Origin of the sequence: Nocardiopsis mwathae, from assembly GCF_014201195.1 — a bacterium.
GTDB lineage: Bacteria > Actinomycetota > Actinomycetes > Streptosporangiales > Streptosporangiaceae > Nocardiopsis_C > Nocardiopsis_C mwathae.
The window spans coordinates 3159568-3175511 of the sequence record NZ_JACHDS010000001.1 but is presented as its reverse complement, the minus strand read 5'-3'; the positions used below and the strand labels follow the sequence as shown (position 1 = coordinate 3175511).

The window sequence follows — 15944 nt, the reverse complement described above, 5'->3', positions numbered from 1 at the left end:
CCATGAGCGCCGACGCCGACCACGGCGGCCCGTCCGCCCGAACCCTGCACAACCGCGTGCTGGCGGAGCTGGGGCCGGCGATCGCGGCCGGAGATGTCGAGCCCGGCCAGGTCTTCACCCTGGAACGCCTGGTGCGCGACTACGGGGTGTCGCGCACCGTGGCCCGCGAGGCGGTGCGGGTGCTGGAGTCCATGCGGCTGGTCGTCAGCCGCCCCCGCACCGGTGTCCGCGTCCGCCCCCCGCAGGAGTGGAGCGTCTACGACCCCCGGCTCATCCGCTGGCGGCTGGCCGGCCCCGGCCGCATCGCGCAGCTGCGCTCACTCACCGAGCTGCGGGCCGCGATCGAACCGCCCGCCGCCGCGGCCGCCGCCCGCCGCGCCACCGGGGCGCAGCGCGCCGAGCTGGCCGAGGTCAACCGGCGGATGGCCGCGGCGGGCGAGCGCGGCGACCTGGATGCCTTCCTCGACCTCGACATCGAGTTCCACCGGCGCATCCTGCGGCTCTCGGGCAATGAGATGTTCGCCGGGCTGTCCGACGTCGTCGCCGAGGTGCTCACCGGCCGCACCGCCTACCGGCTGATGCCGCACCGGCCCCGCCCGCACGCCCTGCGCCTGCACGCCCATGTCGCCTCGGCCATCCGCGACGGCCTGCCCGACGTCGCCGAGACCGCCATGCACGCGATCGTCAGCGAGGTCGTCGCCGCCCTGGACGAGGCCGACCCGGGCGCTACACCACCAGGCTGAGCAGGAAGGCGAAGCCGAAGCCGACCACGCCGATCAGCGTCTCCATCACCGTCCAGGTCCGCAGCGTGGTCCGCACGTCCATCCCGAGGAACCGGCCGACCAGCCAGAACCCCGAGTCGTTGACGTGGGAGAGCACCGTGGAGCCGCAGGCGATCGCGATCACGATCAGCGACAGGTCGAGGGTGGACAGCCCGCTCGTCGCCGCGACCGCGGGCGCCACGAGCGCTGCGGTGGTGGTCAGTGCCACCGTGGCCGAGCCCTGCGCCACCCGCAGCGCCGTGGCGACCACGAAAGCCGCCACGATGATCGGCAGCCCGGTGGACTCCAGGCTGGTGGCCAGGGCCTCGCCGATGCCGCCGGCCCGCAGCACCCCGCCGAACATGCCGCCGGCGCCGGTGATCAGGATGATCGAACACACCGGCCCCAGCGCCTCGTTGCTGATCTGCTCGATGCGCTCGCGCGGGTGCCGGCCCCGGCCCAGCACCACCATGGCGGTGATCGCGGTGATCAGCAGCGCGACAGGGGTCTGGCCGAGGAGCACCAGCACGCGCACCCAGTCGGCGTCGCCGTCGACGGTCCCGACGGTGGCGAGCGTCGTCAGGCCGGTGTTGCAGAAGATCAGCAGCATCGGCAGCAGCAGGATGCCCAGGACGGTGCCCAGCCGGGGCGGGTTGTCCTGCGCACCGCCCGCGCCCAGGACGTCGTCGGGTACCGGGAGCTCGAAGCGCCGGCCGGTGGACAGCGCGAACAGGTAGGAGGCCAGGTACCAGGTGGGGACGGCGATCAGCAGCCCGACGACCAGGGTGGTGCCCATGTCGGCGCCGAGCAGGTCGGCGGCGGCCACCGGCCCGGGGTGCGGCGGGACGAAGGCGTGCATGACGGCGAACGCGCCGGCCACGGGCAGCGCGTAGACCAGGACCGATCCGCCCAGGCGGCGGGCGACGCTGAACACGATCGGCAGCATCACGATCAGCCCGGCATCGAAGAAGATCGGGAAGCCGAAGAGCAGCGAGGCCACGCCGAGCGCGAGCGGCGCCCGCTTCTCGCCGAATGCCCGGATCAGCGTGTTGGCCAGGACGGCGGCGCCCCCGGTGACCTCCAGCAGGCGGCCGATCATCACGCCGAGGCCGACGAGGAGGGCCACTCCGGCGAGCGTGCCGCCGAAGCCGTCGAGCAGGGTCGGCACGATCTCGTCGGCGGGGATCCGGGTGGCCACCGCCACCAGCAGGCTGACCAGCGTCAGCGAGACGAAGGCGTGCAGGCGCACCCGCATCACGAGGAAGAGCAGGACGGCCACGGCCCCGGCGGCGATGAGTAGCAGGGGCCCGGTGCCGTAGGCCGGTTCGATGGTTTCCACGTACTTGCCTCCCGAAGGGCGCGGGCCGCGGACGGCTCGGTCGGAGCGAGGGACGGGGCGCGCAGGCGGGGGGAGACGACGCGCGTTCGCTGTGCTCAGGGGCACATGAGAAGTAATGGTAATACCATTGTGAACCGGTGTGATCCGCCCCGTTCGAAATTGTTATCCGCAGATCAGCCGCCTCCACCGCCGTGCGGGCGGACCGACCGGGAGGCGCGGCCTCCCCCGCCCTGACACCATGAACTGGACAGCGGAACGGGATTCCAGATAAACCAGTCAGTAACATCGCCGGAACACGCAGCCGGGACCGGTGGTGGTAGAGCAGGCACCACCCCCTCCGGTGGCGGTGCCGCTGCCGACACGGCGATGGCCCGTCCACGAGACTGTGGGCTCCGATGGTCCAGCGAGGCGGGGATGGGAAGAACAGAGCGGATGCACAGGCTGACCAACCAAGTACGCCCGTACGCGTGGGGATCGACCGTCGCCATCCCGCGGCTCCTCGGCCGGGAACCCGACGGGCGGCCACAGGCCGAACTCTGGCTCGGCGCCCACCACGGCGCCCCCAGCATGCTGTGCACCGCCGACGGCCGGACCACCTTCGACGACCTCATCTCCTCCGCCCCCAAGGACATCCTCGGCGCCCACTCCGTCGACCGGTTCGGTGAACGCCTGCCCTTCCTGCTCAAAGTGCTCGCCGCCGACGCCCCCCTCTCCCTGCAAGCCCACCCCGACGCCGCCCGCGCCCGCGCCGGGTACGCCGCCGAGGAAGCCGCCGGTATCCCGCTGGACGCGCACCACCGCAACTACCCCGACCCCCACCACAAGCCCGAACTCGTGCTCGCCCTGGAACCCTTCGAGGCGCTGTGCGGGTTCCGCGACCCGGCCGACGCCCGCGCCGACCTCGACGGGCTCACCAGCGAGCTGGCCGGGGCACTGCGCGTCGACCTGTCCGCCCCCGACCCGCACCGCGCCCTGCGCGCCGCCCTCACCCGCGTTCTCACCCTCCCGTGCGCGGACCGGGAACGGCTCGTCGGCGGTTTCATCGCCGAGTGCGAGGAGCGCGCCGCCGCCGGAATCGCCACCGGACGGCACAGCGGCACCGTCATCGAACTCGCGCGGCGCTACCCCGGTGACCCCGGGGCCGTGGCAGCGCTCCTGCTCAACCGCATCACCCTGCGGCCCGGCGAGGCGCTGTTCCTCCCGGCCGGAAACGTCCACGCCTACCTGCGCGGCACCGCCGTCGAGGTCATGGCGAGCTCGGACAACGTGCTGCGCGCCGGCCTGACCGGAAAGCACGTCGACGTCCCCGAGCTGCTGGAGGTCGTCGACTTCTCCGTCCTGCCCGTCCCCTACAGCCCCGCCCTCAGCACCGACGGGCACACCGAGTTCCGGCCCGGCGTCGGCGAGTTCGCCCTCGCCGTGCTCGGCCCCGGCCGCATCGACTCCCGGCTTCCCGGGGGCGTCCCCGCCATCGTCCTCGCCCTGGACGGCTCCGCCGAGCTGCACACCCCGCACGGCACGCGCCTAACCCTGGACCGCGGCGAATCCGTGTTCGTCCCCGCCGACACCGGTGGCATCACCGTGCGCGGCAGCGGTCACCTGGTGGCCGCGACCACCGGCGACTGACCCGACCGCACGGCCCTTCTCGCGCTCTTCCCCGTGCTGTGGGCGAACAGCGGCCCGTAGCGCATCCCACCGCTCCGCGCGCCGATACCCTGGGGTGTTCGTCTCAAGATCACCGACAGGAGTAGCGACATGGCACTGGAGCGTCCCGAGATCGACTTCATCGACGGCCCGCCCCCGGCGGAGCTGCAGACCACCGACATCACCGTGGGGGAGGGCACCCAGGCCGGGCACGGCTCCGAGGTCGAGGTGCACTACGTCGGCGTGTCCCACTCCACCGGCGAGGAGTTCGACGCCTCGTGGAACCGCGGCGCGCCGCTCCGCTTCGAGCTGGGCGCCGGACAGGTCATCGCCGGATGGGAGCAGGGCGTCATGGGCATGCGCGTCGGCGGCCGCCGACGCCTGGTCATCCCGCCGCACCTCGGCTACGGCGACCGCGGTATCGGCCCCATCGCGCCGGGCGAGACCCTGGTCTTCGTCGTCGACCTGGTCGGCGTGAAGTAACCGACCCGCGAGCGGAGCGGGGCCTCCGGCGGCGACCGGAGCCCCCTCCCTGCCCACCCCCTCATCCGTTGACCTCGGCGAAGCGGAGGGAATTTCGCCGGGAGTTCGAACCGTATCCCCGAGATCTATTGGTTCAACGAAGAGGCGGAGACAGGAACCCGCCCCGGGAGCGGGTGTCGCCGATGGTCCGCAGGATCTCCGCGGCCACGATGCGGGGGCTCTCGGACATCGGGATGTGCCCGCACCCCAGCAGCACCACCTGGCGCGCGTGCGGAATCCTGCGCAGCGCGCGGCGGGCACCGCTGGGCGGCAGCAGGCGGTCGCGGTCGCCCCAGGCGACCGTCACCGGGCAGGGGACCTCCGGAGCCGAGAACGTGTAGGCGGCCGCGTACGGAGCCAGCCGCACATAGGCCGACCCGGCCGCGATCGCGCGCGCGTCGAAGGCGAGGTGGCGGTCGGCCGGGTCGGACACCTCACCGCGCAGCATCCGCCGCGCCAGTGCCCGCCCCGGCGGGCTGTCGGCCGCGGCCTGCAGCATCGGCGTCGGGACGAACGCCGCCAGCTGGGCGGCGCGGGCGAGCACCCGCGCCCCGGCCCCGGCGGGCCGCCCGTTGAAGCCGATGGGGGACAGGGCCGTCACCGACGCCGCCACGCCCGCGGCACCCAGCTCCAGCGCGATCGCGCCGCCCAGCGAGTTGCCGACCAGGTGCGGCCGCCGCAGCCCGAGGTCGGCGCAGATCCGCCGCACCGCCTCCACGAGCGAGGGCACATCATAGGCGCGCCCCCCGTCCGGTGCCGGGGAGTCCCCGAACCCGGGCAGGTCCAGCGCGTAGACCTCGTGCCGCTCCATCAGCGGCCCCATCACCGGGTACCAGGCCTGGCGCCGGTGCCCCAGCCCGTGCAGCAGCACCACCGGCGACCCGCTGCCGCCGCGCTCGTAGACGATGCGTGTCCTGTCCATGACTATCAGATGTACCCGATGCGACCGGCGAGCGATACGACCCGTCCTCAGGCCGGCGTGAGACCCCGTGCCCGACCGGTCACGGTGCCCGGGTGAGCAGAAGGGGGAGCGGGCTGGCCTGCAGAACCTTGGAGCTCACGCTCCCGAGAACGATCCGGGACAGCCCCACGCGGCCGTGGCTGGCCAGCACCGCCAGCGTCTTGGGGCGTTCGGCCATCAGCTCGGTGAGCCGCTGGGCGGGGTGCGTCCCCGTCAGGACCGTGGCAGCGGCCGCCCGGCCGCTCTCCTGGAGGCGCTCGGCGATCCGGGACAGGCGTGCCGTCGCGCCGTCGACGCCGGACGACTCGGTGACGTGGACCAGCTCCAGCTCCAGCTTGAGCTGACGGGCCCAGCATTCGGCCACGGCGATGGCGAACTCGTCGCGCGGTCCGCCGTCGAGGCACACCAGGGCGCGGTCGTAGCCGCTGTCCTCCGGCTCCGGTAGGTGACCCGGGCCGACCATCAGCAGTGGGGCCGCGGCGTGGTGGAGCACGTGCTCGGTCACGCTCCCCACGACCATGCGCGTCAGCCGGTCCCGGTTGTGCGTGGCCATGCACACCACCGTGCCGGGCTGGTCGGCCACCAGGCCGACGATCACATCGCCCGCCCATCCCGTGCCGACCACGGAGACCTCGACGTGCTCGTAGGCGATGCCGGCGGCGACCTCGTCGATGTCGGCGGCCCACTCGCCCCGCACGGGGTCGTGGACCGTCATGAGTTCCAGGGGAACCTGCAGTGTCCTGGCGATGCGCAGGGCCGGACCGATCACCGCCAGCGCCTCGGCGGAGCCGTCCAGCGGCACCAAAAGGCGGGTCACGGTCGATGGGGCCACCGCTGCGGCGCGCCGTCGAAAGCGGCGGAAACCCCTTTCAGGCGCCACCGATAAACTCCCTCCGACGCACCGTACCGCCTGCCAAGGGGGGTAATGACAGCTCAGCTGCCTGCTGACGGATGGGTTCTGGCAACCGGACTCCTGCTGATATCGGCCATCCTAGCCGCGGGGTTCGCCAACCGGATCCGCATGCCCGGCCTCCTGCTCTTCCTGGGGCTGGGCATGCTCATCGCCGACGACGGCCTGGGCTGGGTCACCCTCGACGATCCGCAGATCGCCCAGATCGGAGGGACCGTCGGGCTCCTCCTCATCCTGTTCGAGGGCGGACTGACCACCAAACCGGGCGACATCCGGCGCGCCGCAGCACCTGGATTCCTACTGGCCACCGTCGCCGTGGTCATCACCGCAGTGGTCCTGGGCGGGGGCACCTACCTGCTGCTGGACGTCCAACCCCTCACCGCCTTCCTGATCGGAGCGGTGGTCGCCTCGACGGACGCGGCCGCCGTCTTCGCGATGCTGCGCCGAGCGCCTCTCCCGCGTCGGATCGCGTCGCTGCTGGAGGTGGAGTCGGGTGCCAACGACCCGATCGCGATCATGCTCACGGTCGGGCTCCTCGCCACGTGGCACGGTGCTCCCGGCCCCGGCGACTGGGCGTTGTTCGCCGTCGTGCAGCTGGGCGGCGGCATCGCCGTGGGCGCCCTGACCGGTCTGGCCGGAAGTTGGCTGCTGACGCGGGTCAACCTCGGTCCCGCGGGCGTCTACCCGGTCCTCGCCCTGGGGATCGCGGCGCTCTCCTACGGTCTGGCCGCGCTGCTGGGGGCGTCCGGTTTCCTCGCCGTCTACATCACCGGGCTGCTCGTGGGGGCACGCGTGCCCCTGCACCGCCGCGGCATCCGCACCTTCCACGAAGGGCTGTCCAACACCGCCGAGGTAGGGCTGTTCCTGATGCTGGGGATGCTGGTCTTCCCCTCCCAGCTGCCCGGCGTGGCAGGTCCCGCGCTCGCGATCAGCGTGATCCTGGTCCTCGTGGCGCGCCCTGTCGCCGTCACCCTCTGCCTCGTGTGGTTCGGCTACAGCCGGCGCGAGATCGTCTTCGTCAGCTGGGTCGGCCTGCGCGGCGCGGTGCCGATCGTGCTGGCCACCTTCCCCTTCGTCGCCGACCACCCCGACGGCGCGCTCATCTTCAACGTGGTCTTCTTCATCGTCCTGGTCTCCGCGGCGGTCCAAGGAGCGAGTATCCGCACGGTCGCGCGCTGGTTGGGGCTGACCGACGGCGACCACACCCTGACCCCCGTGGCCGAGGAGGTGCCCATCAGCGACGTCAACACCGAGCTCGTCGAGGTGCGCGTGACGCCGGGGCTGTACATCATCGGGCAGCGGCTGACGGACCTGAACCCCCCGCACGGACTGGTGACCACGGTCGTTCGCGGCAGCCACATGCTGGCGCCCACGCCGCATACCCGGGTGCGCGAGGGCGACCTGCTCATCGTCGCGATGCCGCGCCGCCCGGACGCGAACAAGCTCGTCACCGCGTGGGCGAAGGGCGAGGCGCGGCAGTAGGAGGTCGGTCCAGGGCAGCGGCGCGAGGGCGATGGGAAAAACGGGAAAACGGTGATGCCCTCCCCGCCGACGGGGAGGGCATCACCGAATGCGAACTGTGCGCGATACAGGATTCGAACCTGTGACCTCTACCGTGTCAAGGTAGCGCTCTAACCAACTGAGCTAACCGCGCCGATGCGAAGCGTGGAGGCGGAGACGGGAATCGAACCCGTGTACAGGGATTTGCAGTCCCTTGCCTAAGCCACTCGGCCACTCCGCCGCGAACCGCGCCGGCCCGTGAGTGAACCCATGCGGCCATCCTCCGAGCGGACGACGGGATTCGAACCCGCGACCCTCACCTTGGCAAGGTGATGCTCTACCAGCTGAGCCACGTCCGCGTGCCACGGGGCGGATACCCCGCGACCATATGGTGTTTACTGCGAGCGGACGACGGGATTCGAACCCGCGACCCTCACCTTGGCAAGGTGATGCTCTACCAGCTGAGCCACGTCCGCGCGGAGGAGGTTCGGCGGCTCCGGATTCCCCGGGGTGCTGCCCCCTCGCTGCGTTTAGAACTCTAGCGGATGTCGGCGCGTGCGCGAAATCGAATCCGCATCGGGGCGGCGTGATCTGCGCACGGCCCGCCCGCGGGACGGGCCGTGCCACGGGGAGCCGCCGCGGGCGCGTCACCACTGCGGGTCAGCGCTCCACCCGGGCGGGTGTGGTGGGCATGTCCGGGCGGGGCGGTGCCGACAGGTACTCGCCGACCCGCTCGATCACCTTGTGCATCTCGAAGGCCACGGCGCCGACGTCGCACTCGGTGTCGGAGACCAGTGCCATGCAGGCGCCTTCTCCGGCGGCCGCGACGAACAGGAAGGCCTCGTCCATCTCGATGATGCTCTGCCGGATGCCGCCGGCGCCGAACTGCTTGCTGGCGCCCCCGGCCAGGCTGTGCAGTCCCGAGGTGATGGCCGCGAGGTGTTCGGCGGCGGATCGGTCGAGTCTGCTGGATGACGCCATCAGCAGTCCGTCGGTCGACAGCACGATGGCATGCTGCGTGCCTTGCGCGCGCGTGAGCAGGTCATCGAGCAACCAGCTCAGTTCGCCAGGTGCGGTGCTCTGTGAGGTCATAGCTCTCTTGATCTGTGTTCGTCCGGGTGGGCGCCCGGCGCCTGCGGCCGGACCAGCCCACACATGGCCCACCGAGAGGCTCCGTGCATACGGGGCTCCCATAAGCGTTGCCCAGATGATAGCCATTCGTAACACATGTGTCCGGTTCTCCTGGTCGGCCGGTGTGGCGCGTCGGCGGACGGAAGTGGAGATGACCGGCCGCGTCGTTACCGTATCCATCCGTGAGCGCCCTCCAGAAGGAAACGGCCGGTGTCGGTCACGGGACTTGTGCCCGGCCTCCCGGCGCACAGCCGCCTCGCGCGGCACCGCTGCGACGCGGGCGGGCTGCGGTCTGCGCGTGTCGCGGCGCAGGTGGCAGGATCGGGGCTGAGAAGGTCAGCCACGATGAGGGATACAGCCACAGCGAGGGGGATGAGGACGATGCGGGTGTGGATCGCCGGGGCCGGTTTCGGCCGCGGGCGCGTTGTCGACGCCGACGAGGCCCGGATTCCGGTGCTGGACCACGGGATCACGGTCGGTGACGGTGTGTTCGAGACGGTGAAGGGAATCGGTGGGGAGCCGTTCGCCCTCAGCCGCCACCTGCGTCGGCTGGCCCGCTCGGCCACGGGCATCGGACTCGCCGAGCCCGACCTCGACCTCATCGCCGACGGGGTGCGCCAGGCGCTGGACGCCAACCCGGACGTGCCGTCCTCCCGGATCCGCATCACCGTGACCGGGGGGCCCGGTCCGCTCGGGTCCGAGCGGACGGGGGGCGAGCTCACCTGCGTCGTGGCCATCGGGCCGATGGGCCCCTCCGAGCCGGTGACCGACGTCGCGGTGGTTCCGTGGACCCGCAACGAGAACGGGGCGCTCGCGGGGATGAAGACGACCTCCTACGCCGAGAACGTGATGGCGCTGGAGTACGCGCGTGAGCGCGGGGGAGGAGAGGCGATCTTCGCCAACACCGCCGGGAACCTGTGCGAAGGGACCGGCAGCAACATCTTCGTCGTGCTCGACGGGCGGCTGGTCACCCCGCCGCTGTCCGCGGGACCGCTGGCGGGGATCACCCGCGAGCTGGTCCTGGAGTGGGCCGGGGGTGAGGAGGCCGACGTGCCGATGTCGGCGTTGGCCGACATCTCCGAGGCGTTCCTGACCTCCACCGGCCGCGACGTGCAGCCGATCCGCGCGATCGGCGACCGGGTGCTCCCCGCTGCCCCGGGGCCGGTGACGGCCAAGGTCCAGGAGGTGTTCACCGAGCGCGCCGCCTCCGACCTGGACCCGTGACCTGCGGTGCGGGACGTCGGTCGCCGTCTCTGATCGGCGCGGAAGAAAGATGCCGCGGCTCGACGAGCCGCGGCATCTTTCTACGATTCCCGCGCGTCGCGGGTTTCGGTCCCTGGCCGGGGGGTAAACCACCGACCGGAAACCTGTCCGTATCTTGCTGATTTCGGACGTGGTGGGTCCTGAGGGTGCTGATCCGGTTGCCGTCGGTTGCGCGTACGGTCCGTGCAGTCCGGGAGACCCGGCGGGGTCAGGTGAATGGTCGCGGCGTGGCCGCGACCGACGCCTCAGGAGTAGAGGTGTCGTTCGATCTCGGAGTCCAGGTCGATGTAGTCGCCCTCCTGGCCGGCAGGCACGATCTCGTACGTGCGGTGCAGGAATTCCGCCAGCGGCGCGACCGGGGCGTCGAACTCCGCCTGTCCGAACGGGGAGGAGAGCGCGATGTTGATGGTGCGCTCGCTCTCGCCGCGGGCGGGCCAGACCTTCACGTCGCCCTCGCCGACGGGGCGCACGATGCCCACCGTCAGGAGTTCGCGCGCGAAGATCCACTCGACGGGCTCGTCCTCGCCCGTGTGGAAAGCCACCTTGATGGCGTAGGGGTCATCGGCGGTGTAGTCGAGCCGCGCGACCAGTGGGACCGCCGTGCGGTCGGGGACCACGAGCCGCAGGCCCAGCTCGGCGCTGGCAGTGGTGCCGCTACTGTTCATGTTCGCCGTACCTTTTCTCGTCCGGCCCCGCGATGTGCGGGTCGGTATGCCGTCACCCGCTCCAACGCGTCCGGTCCAGACCTATGACGCGGAAAACCTCAGAAGATTTCGTGCTCGGATCGCGAGGGGGCATCGTCGCCACAGCTACTCCGATCCTCCGCCACTGTAATGAGCTGGGGAAACCAGGAATTTCCGGATGATCTGTGTCCCGCGTCACGCATGGTGGGGGTCGGGGTGTGCCCCGTGCCCGCCCGGCATCCAGACTCCCCGCCGCAGAGGGGGTTTCACGTTGTGCGTGCTCTGGGGCCGCCCGGCGAACCGCGCGTTGAGACGTCGATCACAGCGCCTGACCCCTCCTGGGGAGCGGAAGGCGCGTCAACCACCCCGTCGAATGCGCTAAAGTCTTACTTGTTCGCCCCGCAGGGCAAGGCGGGGCCAACACAGCAGGGCGATTAGCTCAGTTGGCTAGAGCGCGTCGTTCACACCGACGAGGTCACTGGTTCGAGTCCAGTATCGCCCACTTGCTGAGAGGCCGACTCCATTCTCCGGGAGTCGGCCTTTTTCGTTGGGTATCGGCTCGGTCGGCTCTGCCCGGAACGGCGGGGGATGCGGGGCCCGATTCCGCCGTACGTCAGGCGGCCGACGCGGTTTCGTCGCTGGTCAGCGGAGTGAAGGACGGTGCGGTGGGCGGTACGGGCGGCGGTTTCGGGCCGACCGGCAGGCCGTTCGGATCTGGTCGGTGCAGTGTTCGCGATAGAGGCCGACCGAATTCTGAAAAGGGGTGGAGGTGCCTCAACGGCGGCCCATATGCCGCCGCTTCGCCTCCAGCGCCCGGTCCGCGGCGCTCACCGCCCAGCGGCGGGCGCGCCGCAGCGGGCCGCGCGCCCAGCGGAACTCGGTCGCGAGAATCGCCAGCCCCAGCAGGATCCCGCCGATTCCGGGACCGGGAGTGACGCACATGATGATGCCGGCGATCAGCACGACCGTGCCGACGACACCGACGGAGATCCGCCAGGTCCAGCGCAGCGCGGGGTGGGAGTGCATGCGCATCCGCCAGATCCGCGCCCAGGCGCGCGATCTGCGCCACCGCCGCGATCTCCGGCGCGGCGGCGCGTCCACCCGGGAAGCCGAAGGGGAGGGGGATGTCGCCGGGGCCGGATCCGCCGTTCCGGTCAGTGTGCTCGGGGAACTCGGTGACATGCGGTCACCCTAGCCGCCCCCGCTGACCTGGTCATTCGATCAGAGGGCGCGGACCGGAATCTTTTACCCAAGGATCAGCGAGCCACACATCCCGTACTCTCCGTCACACCGCGCCCTCTACGGCGGACGGGCGTCCCCGGAGCTCCATGCCCCCTCCACCGGGGGGCCGGCCACCGGGGCGTCCCGCTCGGCGTCGTAACCGTAGATCCAGTCCGCCGTCGCCATCTCCGACTCGGCGAGCATCTCGCGGCGCACCTCGCTGTCCGCACGCGCAAGCGAGCGCAGCGCCGCCAGGAAGCTCCCGTGCACCTGCTCCACCCGTCGGCGGCGAACCTCGGCGTAGGCGGCCAGCGACCCGCCCACCGTGAACGCCGTCGACCGGCGCAGGCGCTCGGCGAGCACGACGGCGTCCTCCACCGCCAGGTTGGTGCCCTGCGCGAAGAACGGCAGAGTCGGGTGGGCGGCGTCGCCCATCAGCGCGACGCGCTCGCAGTGCCACACCGGGACCGTCGCGCGGTCCTGCATCCCCCACGCACCGATCCACTCGGCCGCGGCCAGCAGGGTGTGCACGTCGGCGTGCCAGCCGCCCAGCGCGCGCCCGACGTCGTCGATCCGCCCGGCCGCGGTCCACGACTCCGGGTGGTTGCCCCGGGCCGGGATCAGCGCGTTGAAGCTGATCGTCCGCCCGCCCGACACCGGGTAGCAGGAGAAGTACCGGTCCGATCCCATCCACACCCGCATCCGGGGCTCGGTGAGACGCCGGGGGAGCCGGTCGGCCCGGATCAGCCCCCGGTAGATCACCCGGCCGCCGGGACGCGGCCGCTCCTCGTTGAGCAGCGACCGGATGAAGGAGTGCACGCCGTCGGCTCCGATCGCGGCGTCGCCGTTGACCTCCTGGCCGTCGGCGCACCGCAGCGTCACCACGTCGCTGTTCTCCAGCACATCGGTGACATAACGTCCCCGCCGCACACAACCGGGGGGAGCCGCGTCCAGCAGGATTCCGTGCAGGTCGGAGCGGAGCAGGGTGTAGAAGGGGGCGCCGTAGCGCTTCTCGAACTCGGAGCCCATGGGGGTGGAGTGCACCAGGGCACCGTCGGCCCAGTGGAGCATGTCCCGGCTCTCCAGCCGCACCCCGACCTCCGCGAGATCCGGGCCCAGGCCCAGGTGCAGCAGCGGGCGGGCGGCGTTCGGGGCGAGTTGCAGTCCGCCGCCCACCGGGGCGATGTCCTGTGTCTGCTCCAGCAGGACGGTCTCGACTCCGCTGTCGCGCAGAGCGGTCGCCAGCGTCACCCCCGCGATGCCGGCGCCCACGACCACGATCCGCACGGAACCTCCCTAGAATCGTGCGATCCCACCCCGTGTCACTCCCCGGCTTCTGCCATACCCCGGCGCGGCCCCGATGGCACCCCGTCCCGGGGCGGTTCCTCCGGCCGCGCGGCGGGTGCGGGACCCGGGAGGCGGAAAAGGACTCGTGGGATCCCCCATCGCAGTAAGTACTATTGGTGGGGTCGGAGACCGTCCCCGGGCCGCTTCGAGGCGGCCCGCGCGGCAGCGTTCCGGCACATTTTCCACTCACGTCTTGCAACATCCCCGATGTGCTCTGAAGGAGTCACTGTGTCTGCCGTGCCTGAGCTGCGTGTCACCCTCGATGGAACCGAGCGTGTGGTGGCCGCACGAACGACGGCCGGGCAGGCGCTGGACGCCGATGGGCGCACCGTGATCGCCGTCCGCGTCAACGGCGAGCTGCGCGACCTCTACCACGAGCTGGCCGACGGTGACGTCGTCGAGCCCGTCGCCATCGACTCCGCGGACGGCCGCGCCATCCTGCGGCACTCCACCGCGCACGTGCTCGCCCAGGCGGTCCAGGAGCTGTTCCCCGAGGCCAAGCTGGGCATCGGCCCGCCTGTGGAGAACGGCTTCTACTACGACTTCGACGTGGCCGAGCCGTTCACCCCGGCCGACCTGAAGAGCATCGAGAAGAAGATGCAGCAGATCATCAAGCAGGGCCAGCGCTTCGATCGCCGCGCGGTCAGCGATGAGGACGCGCGCGCCGAGCTGTCCACCGAGCCCTACAAGCTGGAGCTGATCGGGCTGAAGGGCGGCGCGGGCGAGGCCGCCGAGGGCGCGGGTGTCGAGGTCGGCGGCGACGGGCTGACCATCTACGACAACGTCAACCCGCGCACCGGCGAGTTGTGCTGGAAGGACCTGTGCCGCGGCCCGCACCTGCCGACCACCAAGGTCATCCCGGCGTTCAAGCTGATGCGGTCGGCGGCGGCCTATTGGCGGGGCAGCGAGCTCAACCCGCAGCTGCAGCGCATCTACGGAACCGCCTGGGAGAGCAAGGACGCGCTCAAGGCGTACCTGACCTTCCTTGAGGAGGCCGAGAAGCGTGACCACCGCCGCCTCGGAGCCGAGCTGGACCTGTTCTCCTTCCCCGACGAGCTGGGCTCGGGCCTGGCGGTGTTCCACCCCAAGGGCGGGGTGATCCGCAAGGAGATGGAGCAGTACTCGCGGCGCCGCCACGAGGAGGCGGGCTACGAGTTCGTCAACACTCCGCACATCACCAAGGCCAAGCTGTTCGAGACGTCGGGGCACCTGCCCAACTACGACGAGGCGATGTTCCCCCCCATGCGGTTCGAGGGCCAGGACTACTACCTCAAGGCCATGAACTGCCCCATGCACAACCTGATCTTCAAGGCGCGCGGGCGCTCCTACCGCGAGCTGCCGCTGCGGCTGTTCGAGTTCGGCACCGTGTACCGCTACGAGAAGTCCGGCGTGGTGCACGGCCTGACCCGGGCGCGCGGCTTCACCCAGGACGACTCGCACATCTACTGCACCAAGGAGCAGATGCCGGGCGAGCTCGACACCCTGCTCGACTTCGTCCTGGACCTGCTGCGCGACTACGGGCTCAGCGACTTCTACCTGGAGCTGTCCACCCGCGGTGAGTCCGACAAGTTCATCGGCGAGCCCGAGGAGTGGGAGGAGGCCACCGAGGTCCTGCGCCAGGCGGCCGAGCGCCAGAACCTCGAACTGGTCATGGACCCGGGCGGCGCCGCCTACTACGGCCCGAAGATCTCGGTGCAGGCCAAGGACGCCATCGGCCGGACCTGGCAGATGTCCACCCTCCAGGTCGACCTGCAGCAGCCCAAGCGCTTCGAGCTGGAGTACACCGCGGCCGACGGCACCCGGCAGCGGCCGGTGATGATCCACCGCGCGCTCTTCGGCTCGATCGAACGCTTCTTCGCGGTCCTGCTGGAGCACTACGCCGGAGCCTTCCCGGCCTGGCTGGCCCCGGTCCAGGTGGTCGGCATCCCGATCGCCGACGAGCACATCCCGCACCTGGAGAAGGTGGCCGAGAAGCTCCGCGCCGAGGGCGTCCGCGTCGAGGTGGACACGAGCGACGACCGCATGCAGAAGAAGATCCGCAACGCCCAGAAGCAGAAGGTCCCCTTCATGCTCCTGGCCGGCGACGACGACATCGGCAAGGGCGCCGTGTCCTTCCGCTACCGCGACGGTTCCCAGAACAACGGCGTGCCGGTCGACGACGCCATCGCCGAAATCGTCACCGCCGTCCGCGAGCGCACGTAGCCCGCAGGACACCGAACATCGAAAGAGGGGGCGCGCCTCCAACCGCGCGCCCCCTCATCTCGACCCCGAACGAAGATCCCCGATCCGTTCAGGGGAGATCCCCGGACACCCGGGAAAATGCCGGGGAGGGGAAGGCCTACTACCGGTCGCGTGTCACCTGCTGTGTGGTGTGCAACGGCTCGCACCGGCGCCTGAACAGTCCCCGCTCGACTTTCCACATGATGAGTTCCCGCAGGAATCGCCCGTCGAATGTGGTCCGCCAGACCACGTCGCCGCCGTCGCCGAGGATCTGGCAGTAGTAGTAGCCCTCGTGCGCATCATGCGGGTACCAGGAGAATTCCCCTCCCTGCCACACCCCCAGCCGCCCGGACGCGGGGATGTCCGACTTCTTCGTGATGAGCGTCCCGGTCATCGCGGCCCCCGGTAGCGGGTGCTGTGCAGGTGCATCCCGGTGACATAG

General features: G+C 71.0%; 15 protein-coding genes and 5 tRNA genes. 8 read left to right on the top strand and 12 right to left on the bottom strand.

Annotation, left to right across the window (positions count from 1 at the left end):
• The first annotated feature begins 2 nt into the window (after nucleotides 1-2).
• Nucleotides 3-743, top strand: a complete 741-nt coding sequence (locus HNR23_RS13745; protein WP_184075960.1) for a FadR/GntR family transcriptional regulator — start codon at nucleotides 3-5, stop codon at nucleotides 741-743.
• On the opposite strand, the gene HNR23_RS13740 is transcribed toward HNR23_RS13745, so the two are convergent.
• Entirely contained in the window at nucleotides 727-2100 is a 1374-nt protein-coding gene (locus tag HNR23_RS13740; RefSeq protein ID WP_184075959.1) for a GntT/GntP/DsdX family permease, read from the bottom strand. The two genes, HNR23_RS13745 and HNR23_RS13740, sit on opposite strands and share 17 nt — an antisense overlap.
• A 432-nt stretch (nucleotides 2101-2532) precedes the next feature.
• Here HNR23_RS13740 and manA point away from each other — a divergent pair, with 432 nt between their 5' ends.
• Nucleotides 2533-3726 carry a mannose-6-phosphate isomerase, class I gene (gene manA / locus HNR23_RS13735; protein WP_184080295.1) on the top strand — a complete coding sequence of 398 codons (1194 nt, stop codon included), beginning with the start codon at nucleotides 2533-2535 and terminating at the stop codon, nucleotides 3724-3726.
• 129 nt (nucleotides 3727-3855) lie between these two features.
• On the top strand, nucleotides 3856-4227 hold the full coding sequence (locus HNR23_RS13730) for an FKBP-type peptidyl-prolyl cis-trans isomerase (protein WP_184075958.1): 372 nt from the start codon (nucleotides 3856-3858) through the stop codon (nucleotides 4225-4227).
• A gap of 133 nt (nucleotides 4228-4360) precedes the next feature.
• On the opposite strand, the gene HNR23_RS13725 is transcribed toward HNR23_RS13730, so the two are convergent.
• Together HNR23_RS13725 and HNR23_RS13720 are read right to left on the bottom strand one after the other, a co-directional pair.
• Entirely contained in the window at nucleotides 4361-5188 is an 828-nt protein-coding gene (locus HNR23_RS13725) for an alpha/beta fold hydrolase (protein ID WP_184075957.1), read from the bottom strand.
• 79 nt (nucleotides 5189-5267) lie between these two features.
• A complete protein-coding gene (locus HNR23_RS13720) occupies nucleotides 5268-6044 on the bottom strand; it encodes a universal stress protein (protein WP_343070556.1) in 777 nt (258 codons plus the stop codon).
• 108 nt (nucleotides 6045-6152) lie between these two features.
• Between HNR23_RS13720 and HNR23_RS13715 the strand changes: the two genes are divergently transcribed.
• Nucleotides 6153-7619 (top strand): potassium/proton antiporter, encoded by a 1467-nt coding sequence (locus HNR23_RS13715; protein ID WP_184075956.1) that lies wholly within the window; start codon nucleotides 6153-6155, stop codon nucleotides 7617-7619.
• Nucleotides 7620-7717: 98 nt separating this feature from the next.
• Here HNR23_RS13715 and HNR23_RS13710 read toward each other — a convergent pair.
• From HNR23_RS13710 to HNR23_RS13690, 5 genes are all read right to left on the bottom strand, one after another.
• Nucleotides 7718-7791: transfer RNA gene (locus tag HNR23_RS13710), tRNA-Val, on the bottom strand.
• 12 nt (nucleotides 7792-7803) lie between these two features.
• Nucleotides 7804-7878 (bottom strand) — tRNA-Cys (locus HNR23_RS13705).
• A gap of 45 nt (nucleotides 7879-7923) precedes the next feature.
• A tRNA-Gly gene (locus HNR23_RS13700) sits at nucleotides 7924-7996 on the bottom strand.
• 44 nt (nucleotides 7997-8040) lie between these two features.
• A tRNA-Gly gene (locus tag HNR23_RS13695) sits at nucleotides 8041-8113 on the bottom strand.
• Between the two features lie 184 nt (nucleotides 8114-8297).
• Nucleotides 8298-8729, bottom strand: coding sequence for a roadblock/LC7 domain-containing protein (locus HNR23_RS13690; protein WP_184075955.1), 432 nt, complete (start codon nucleotides 8727-8729; stop codon nucleotides 8298-8300).
• A 420-nt stretch (nucleotides 8730-9149) separates the two neighbouring features.
• Between HNR23_RS13690 and HNR23_RS13685 the strand changes: the two genes are divergently transcribed.
• Nucleotides 9150-9992, top strand: coding sequence for an aminotransferase class IV (locus HNR23_RS13685; protein ID WP_184075954.1), 843 nt, complete (start codon nucleotides 9150-9152; stop codon nucleotides 9990-9992).
• 284 nt (nucleotides 9993-10276) lie between these two features.
• Here the strand turns inward: HNR23_RS13685 and HNR23_RS13680 are convergent, their stop codons facing one another.
• The gene (locus HNR23_RS13680) at nucleotides 10277-10696 is read right to left on the bottom strand and encodes an SsgA family sporulation/cell division regulator (RefSeq protein ID WP_184075953.1); all 420 of its coding nucleotides are present in this window, start codon (nucleotides 10694-10696) and stop codon (nucleotides 10277-10279) included.
• Between the two features lie 446 nt (nucleotides 10697-11142).
• Between HNR23_RS13680 and HNR23_RS13675 the strand changes: the two genes are divergently transcribed.
• Nucleotides 11143-11216 (top strand) — tRNA-Val (locus HNR23_RS13675).
• A gap of 272 nt (nucleotides 11217-11488) precedes the next feature.
• Here HNR23_RS13675 and HNR23_RS13670 read toward each other — a convergent pair.
• Entirely contained in the window at nucleotides 11489-11746 is a 258-nt protein-coding gene (locus HNR23_RS13670; RefSeq protein ID WP_394353774.1) for a PGPGW domain-containing protein, read from the bottom strand.
• On the opposite strand from HNR23_RS13670, the gene HNR23_RS13665 reads away from it, so the two are divergent.
• Nucleotides 11739-11909, top strand: a complete 171-nt coding sequence (locus tag HNR23_RS13665) for a hypothetical protein (protein WP_184075952.1) — start codon at nucleotides 11739-11741, stop codon at nucleotides 11907-11909. The genes HNR23_RS13670 and HNR23_RS13665 overlap by 8 nt on opposite strands.
• A 104-nt stretch (nucleotides 11910-12013) precedes the next feature.
• On the opposite strand, the gene HNR23_RS13660 is transcribed toward HNR23_RS13665, so the two are convergent.
• Nucleotides 12014-13222: an FAD-dependent monooxygenase gene (locus HNR23_RS13660; protein WP_184075951.1), complete on the bottom strand. Its 1209-nt coding sequence runs from the start codon at nucleotides 13220-13222 to the stop codon at nucleotides 12014-12016.
• A 288-nt stretch (nucleotides 13223-13510) separates the two neighbouring features.
• Between HNR23_RS13660 and thrS the strand changes: the two genes are divergently transcribed.
• Nucleotides 13511-15484, top strand: coding sequence for a threonine--tRNA ligase (gene thrS / locus HNR23_RS13655; RefSeq protein ID WP_184075950.1), 1974 nt, complete (start codon nucleotides 13511-13513; stop codon nucleotides 15482-15484).
• A 139-nt stretch (nucleotides 15485-15623) separates the two neighbouring features.
• Here the strand turns inward: thrS and HNR23_RS13650 are convergent, their stop codons facing one another.
• Nucleotides 15624-15896: a hypothetical protein gene (locus tag HNR23_RS13650; RefSeq protein WP_184075949.1), complete on the bottom strand. Its 273-nt coding sequence runs from the start codon at nucleotides 15894-15896 to the stop codon at nucleotides 15624-15626.
• Between the last annotated feature and the right edge of the window lie 48 nt (nucleotides 15897-15944).

Coding starts and splice junctions, on each gene's coding strand:
- HNR23_RS13685 (WP_184075954.1), top strand. CDS start 9,150: ATGCGGGTGTGGATCGCCGGGGCCGGTTTCGGCCGCGGGCGCGTTGTC.
- HNR23_RS13725 (WP_184075957.1), bottom strand. CDS start 5,188: ATGGACAGGACACGCATCGTCTACGAGCGCGGCGGCAGCGGGTCGCCG.
- HNR23_RS13650 (WP_184075949.1), bottom strand. CDS start 15,896: ATGACCGGGACGCTCATCACGAAGAAGTCGGACATCCCCGCGTCCGGG.
- HNR23_RS13715 (WP_184075956.1), top strand. CDS start 6,153: ATGACAGCTCAGCTGCCTGCTGACGGATGGGTTCTGGCAACCGGACTC.
- HNR23_RS13745 (WP_184075960.1), top strand. CDS start 3: ATGAGCGCCGACGCCGACCACGGCGGCCCGTCCGCCCGAACCCTGCAC.
- HNR23_RS13665 (WP_184075952.1), top strand. CDS start 11,739: ATGCGCATCCGCCAGATCCGCGCCCAGGCGCGCGATCTGCGCCACCGC.
- HNR23_RS13680 (WP_184075953.1), bottom strand. CDS start 10,696: ATGAACAGTAGCGGCACCACTGCCAGCGCCGAGCTGGGCCTGCGGCTC.
- HNR23_RS13730 (WP_184075958.1), top strand. CDS start 3,856: ATGGCACTGGAGCGTCCCGAGATCGACTTCATCGACGGCCCGCCCCCG.
- manA (WP_184080295.1), top strand. CDS start 2,533: ATGCACAGGCTGACCAACCAAGTACGCCCGTACGCGTGGGGATCGACC.
- HNR23_RS13690 (WP_184075955.1), bottom strand. CDS start 8,729: ATGACCTCACAGAGCACCGCACCTGGCGAACTGAGCTGGTTGCTCGAT.
- HNR23_RS13670 (WP_394353774.1), bottom strand. CDS start 11,746: ATGCGCATGCACTCCCACCCCGCGCTGCGCTGGACCTGGCGGATCTCC.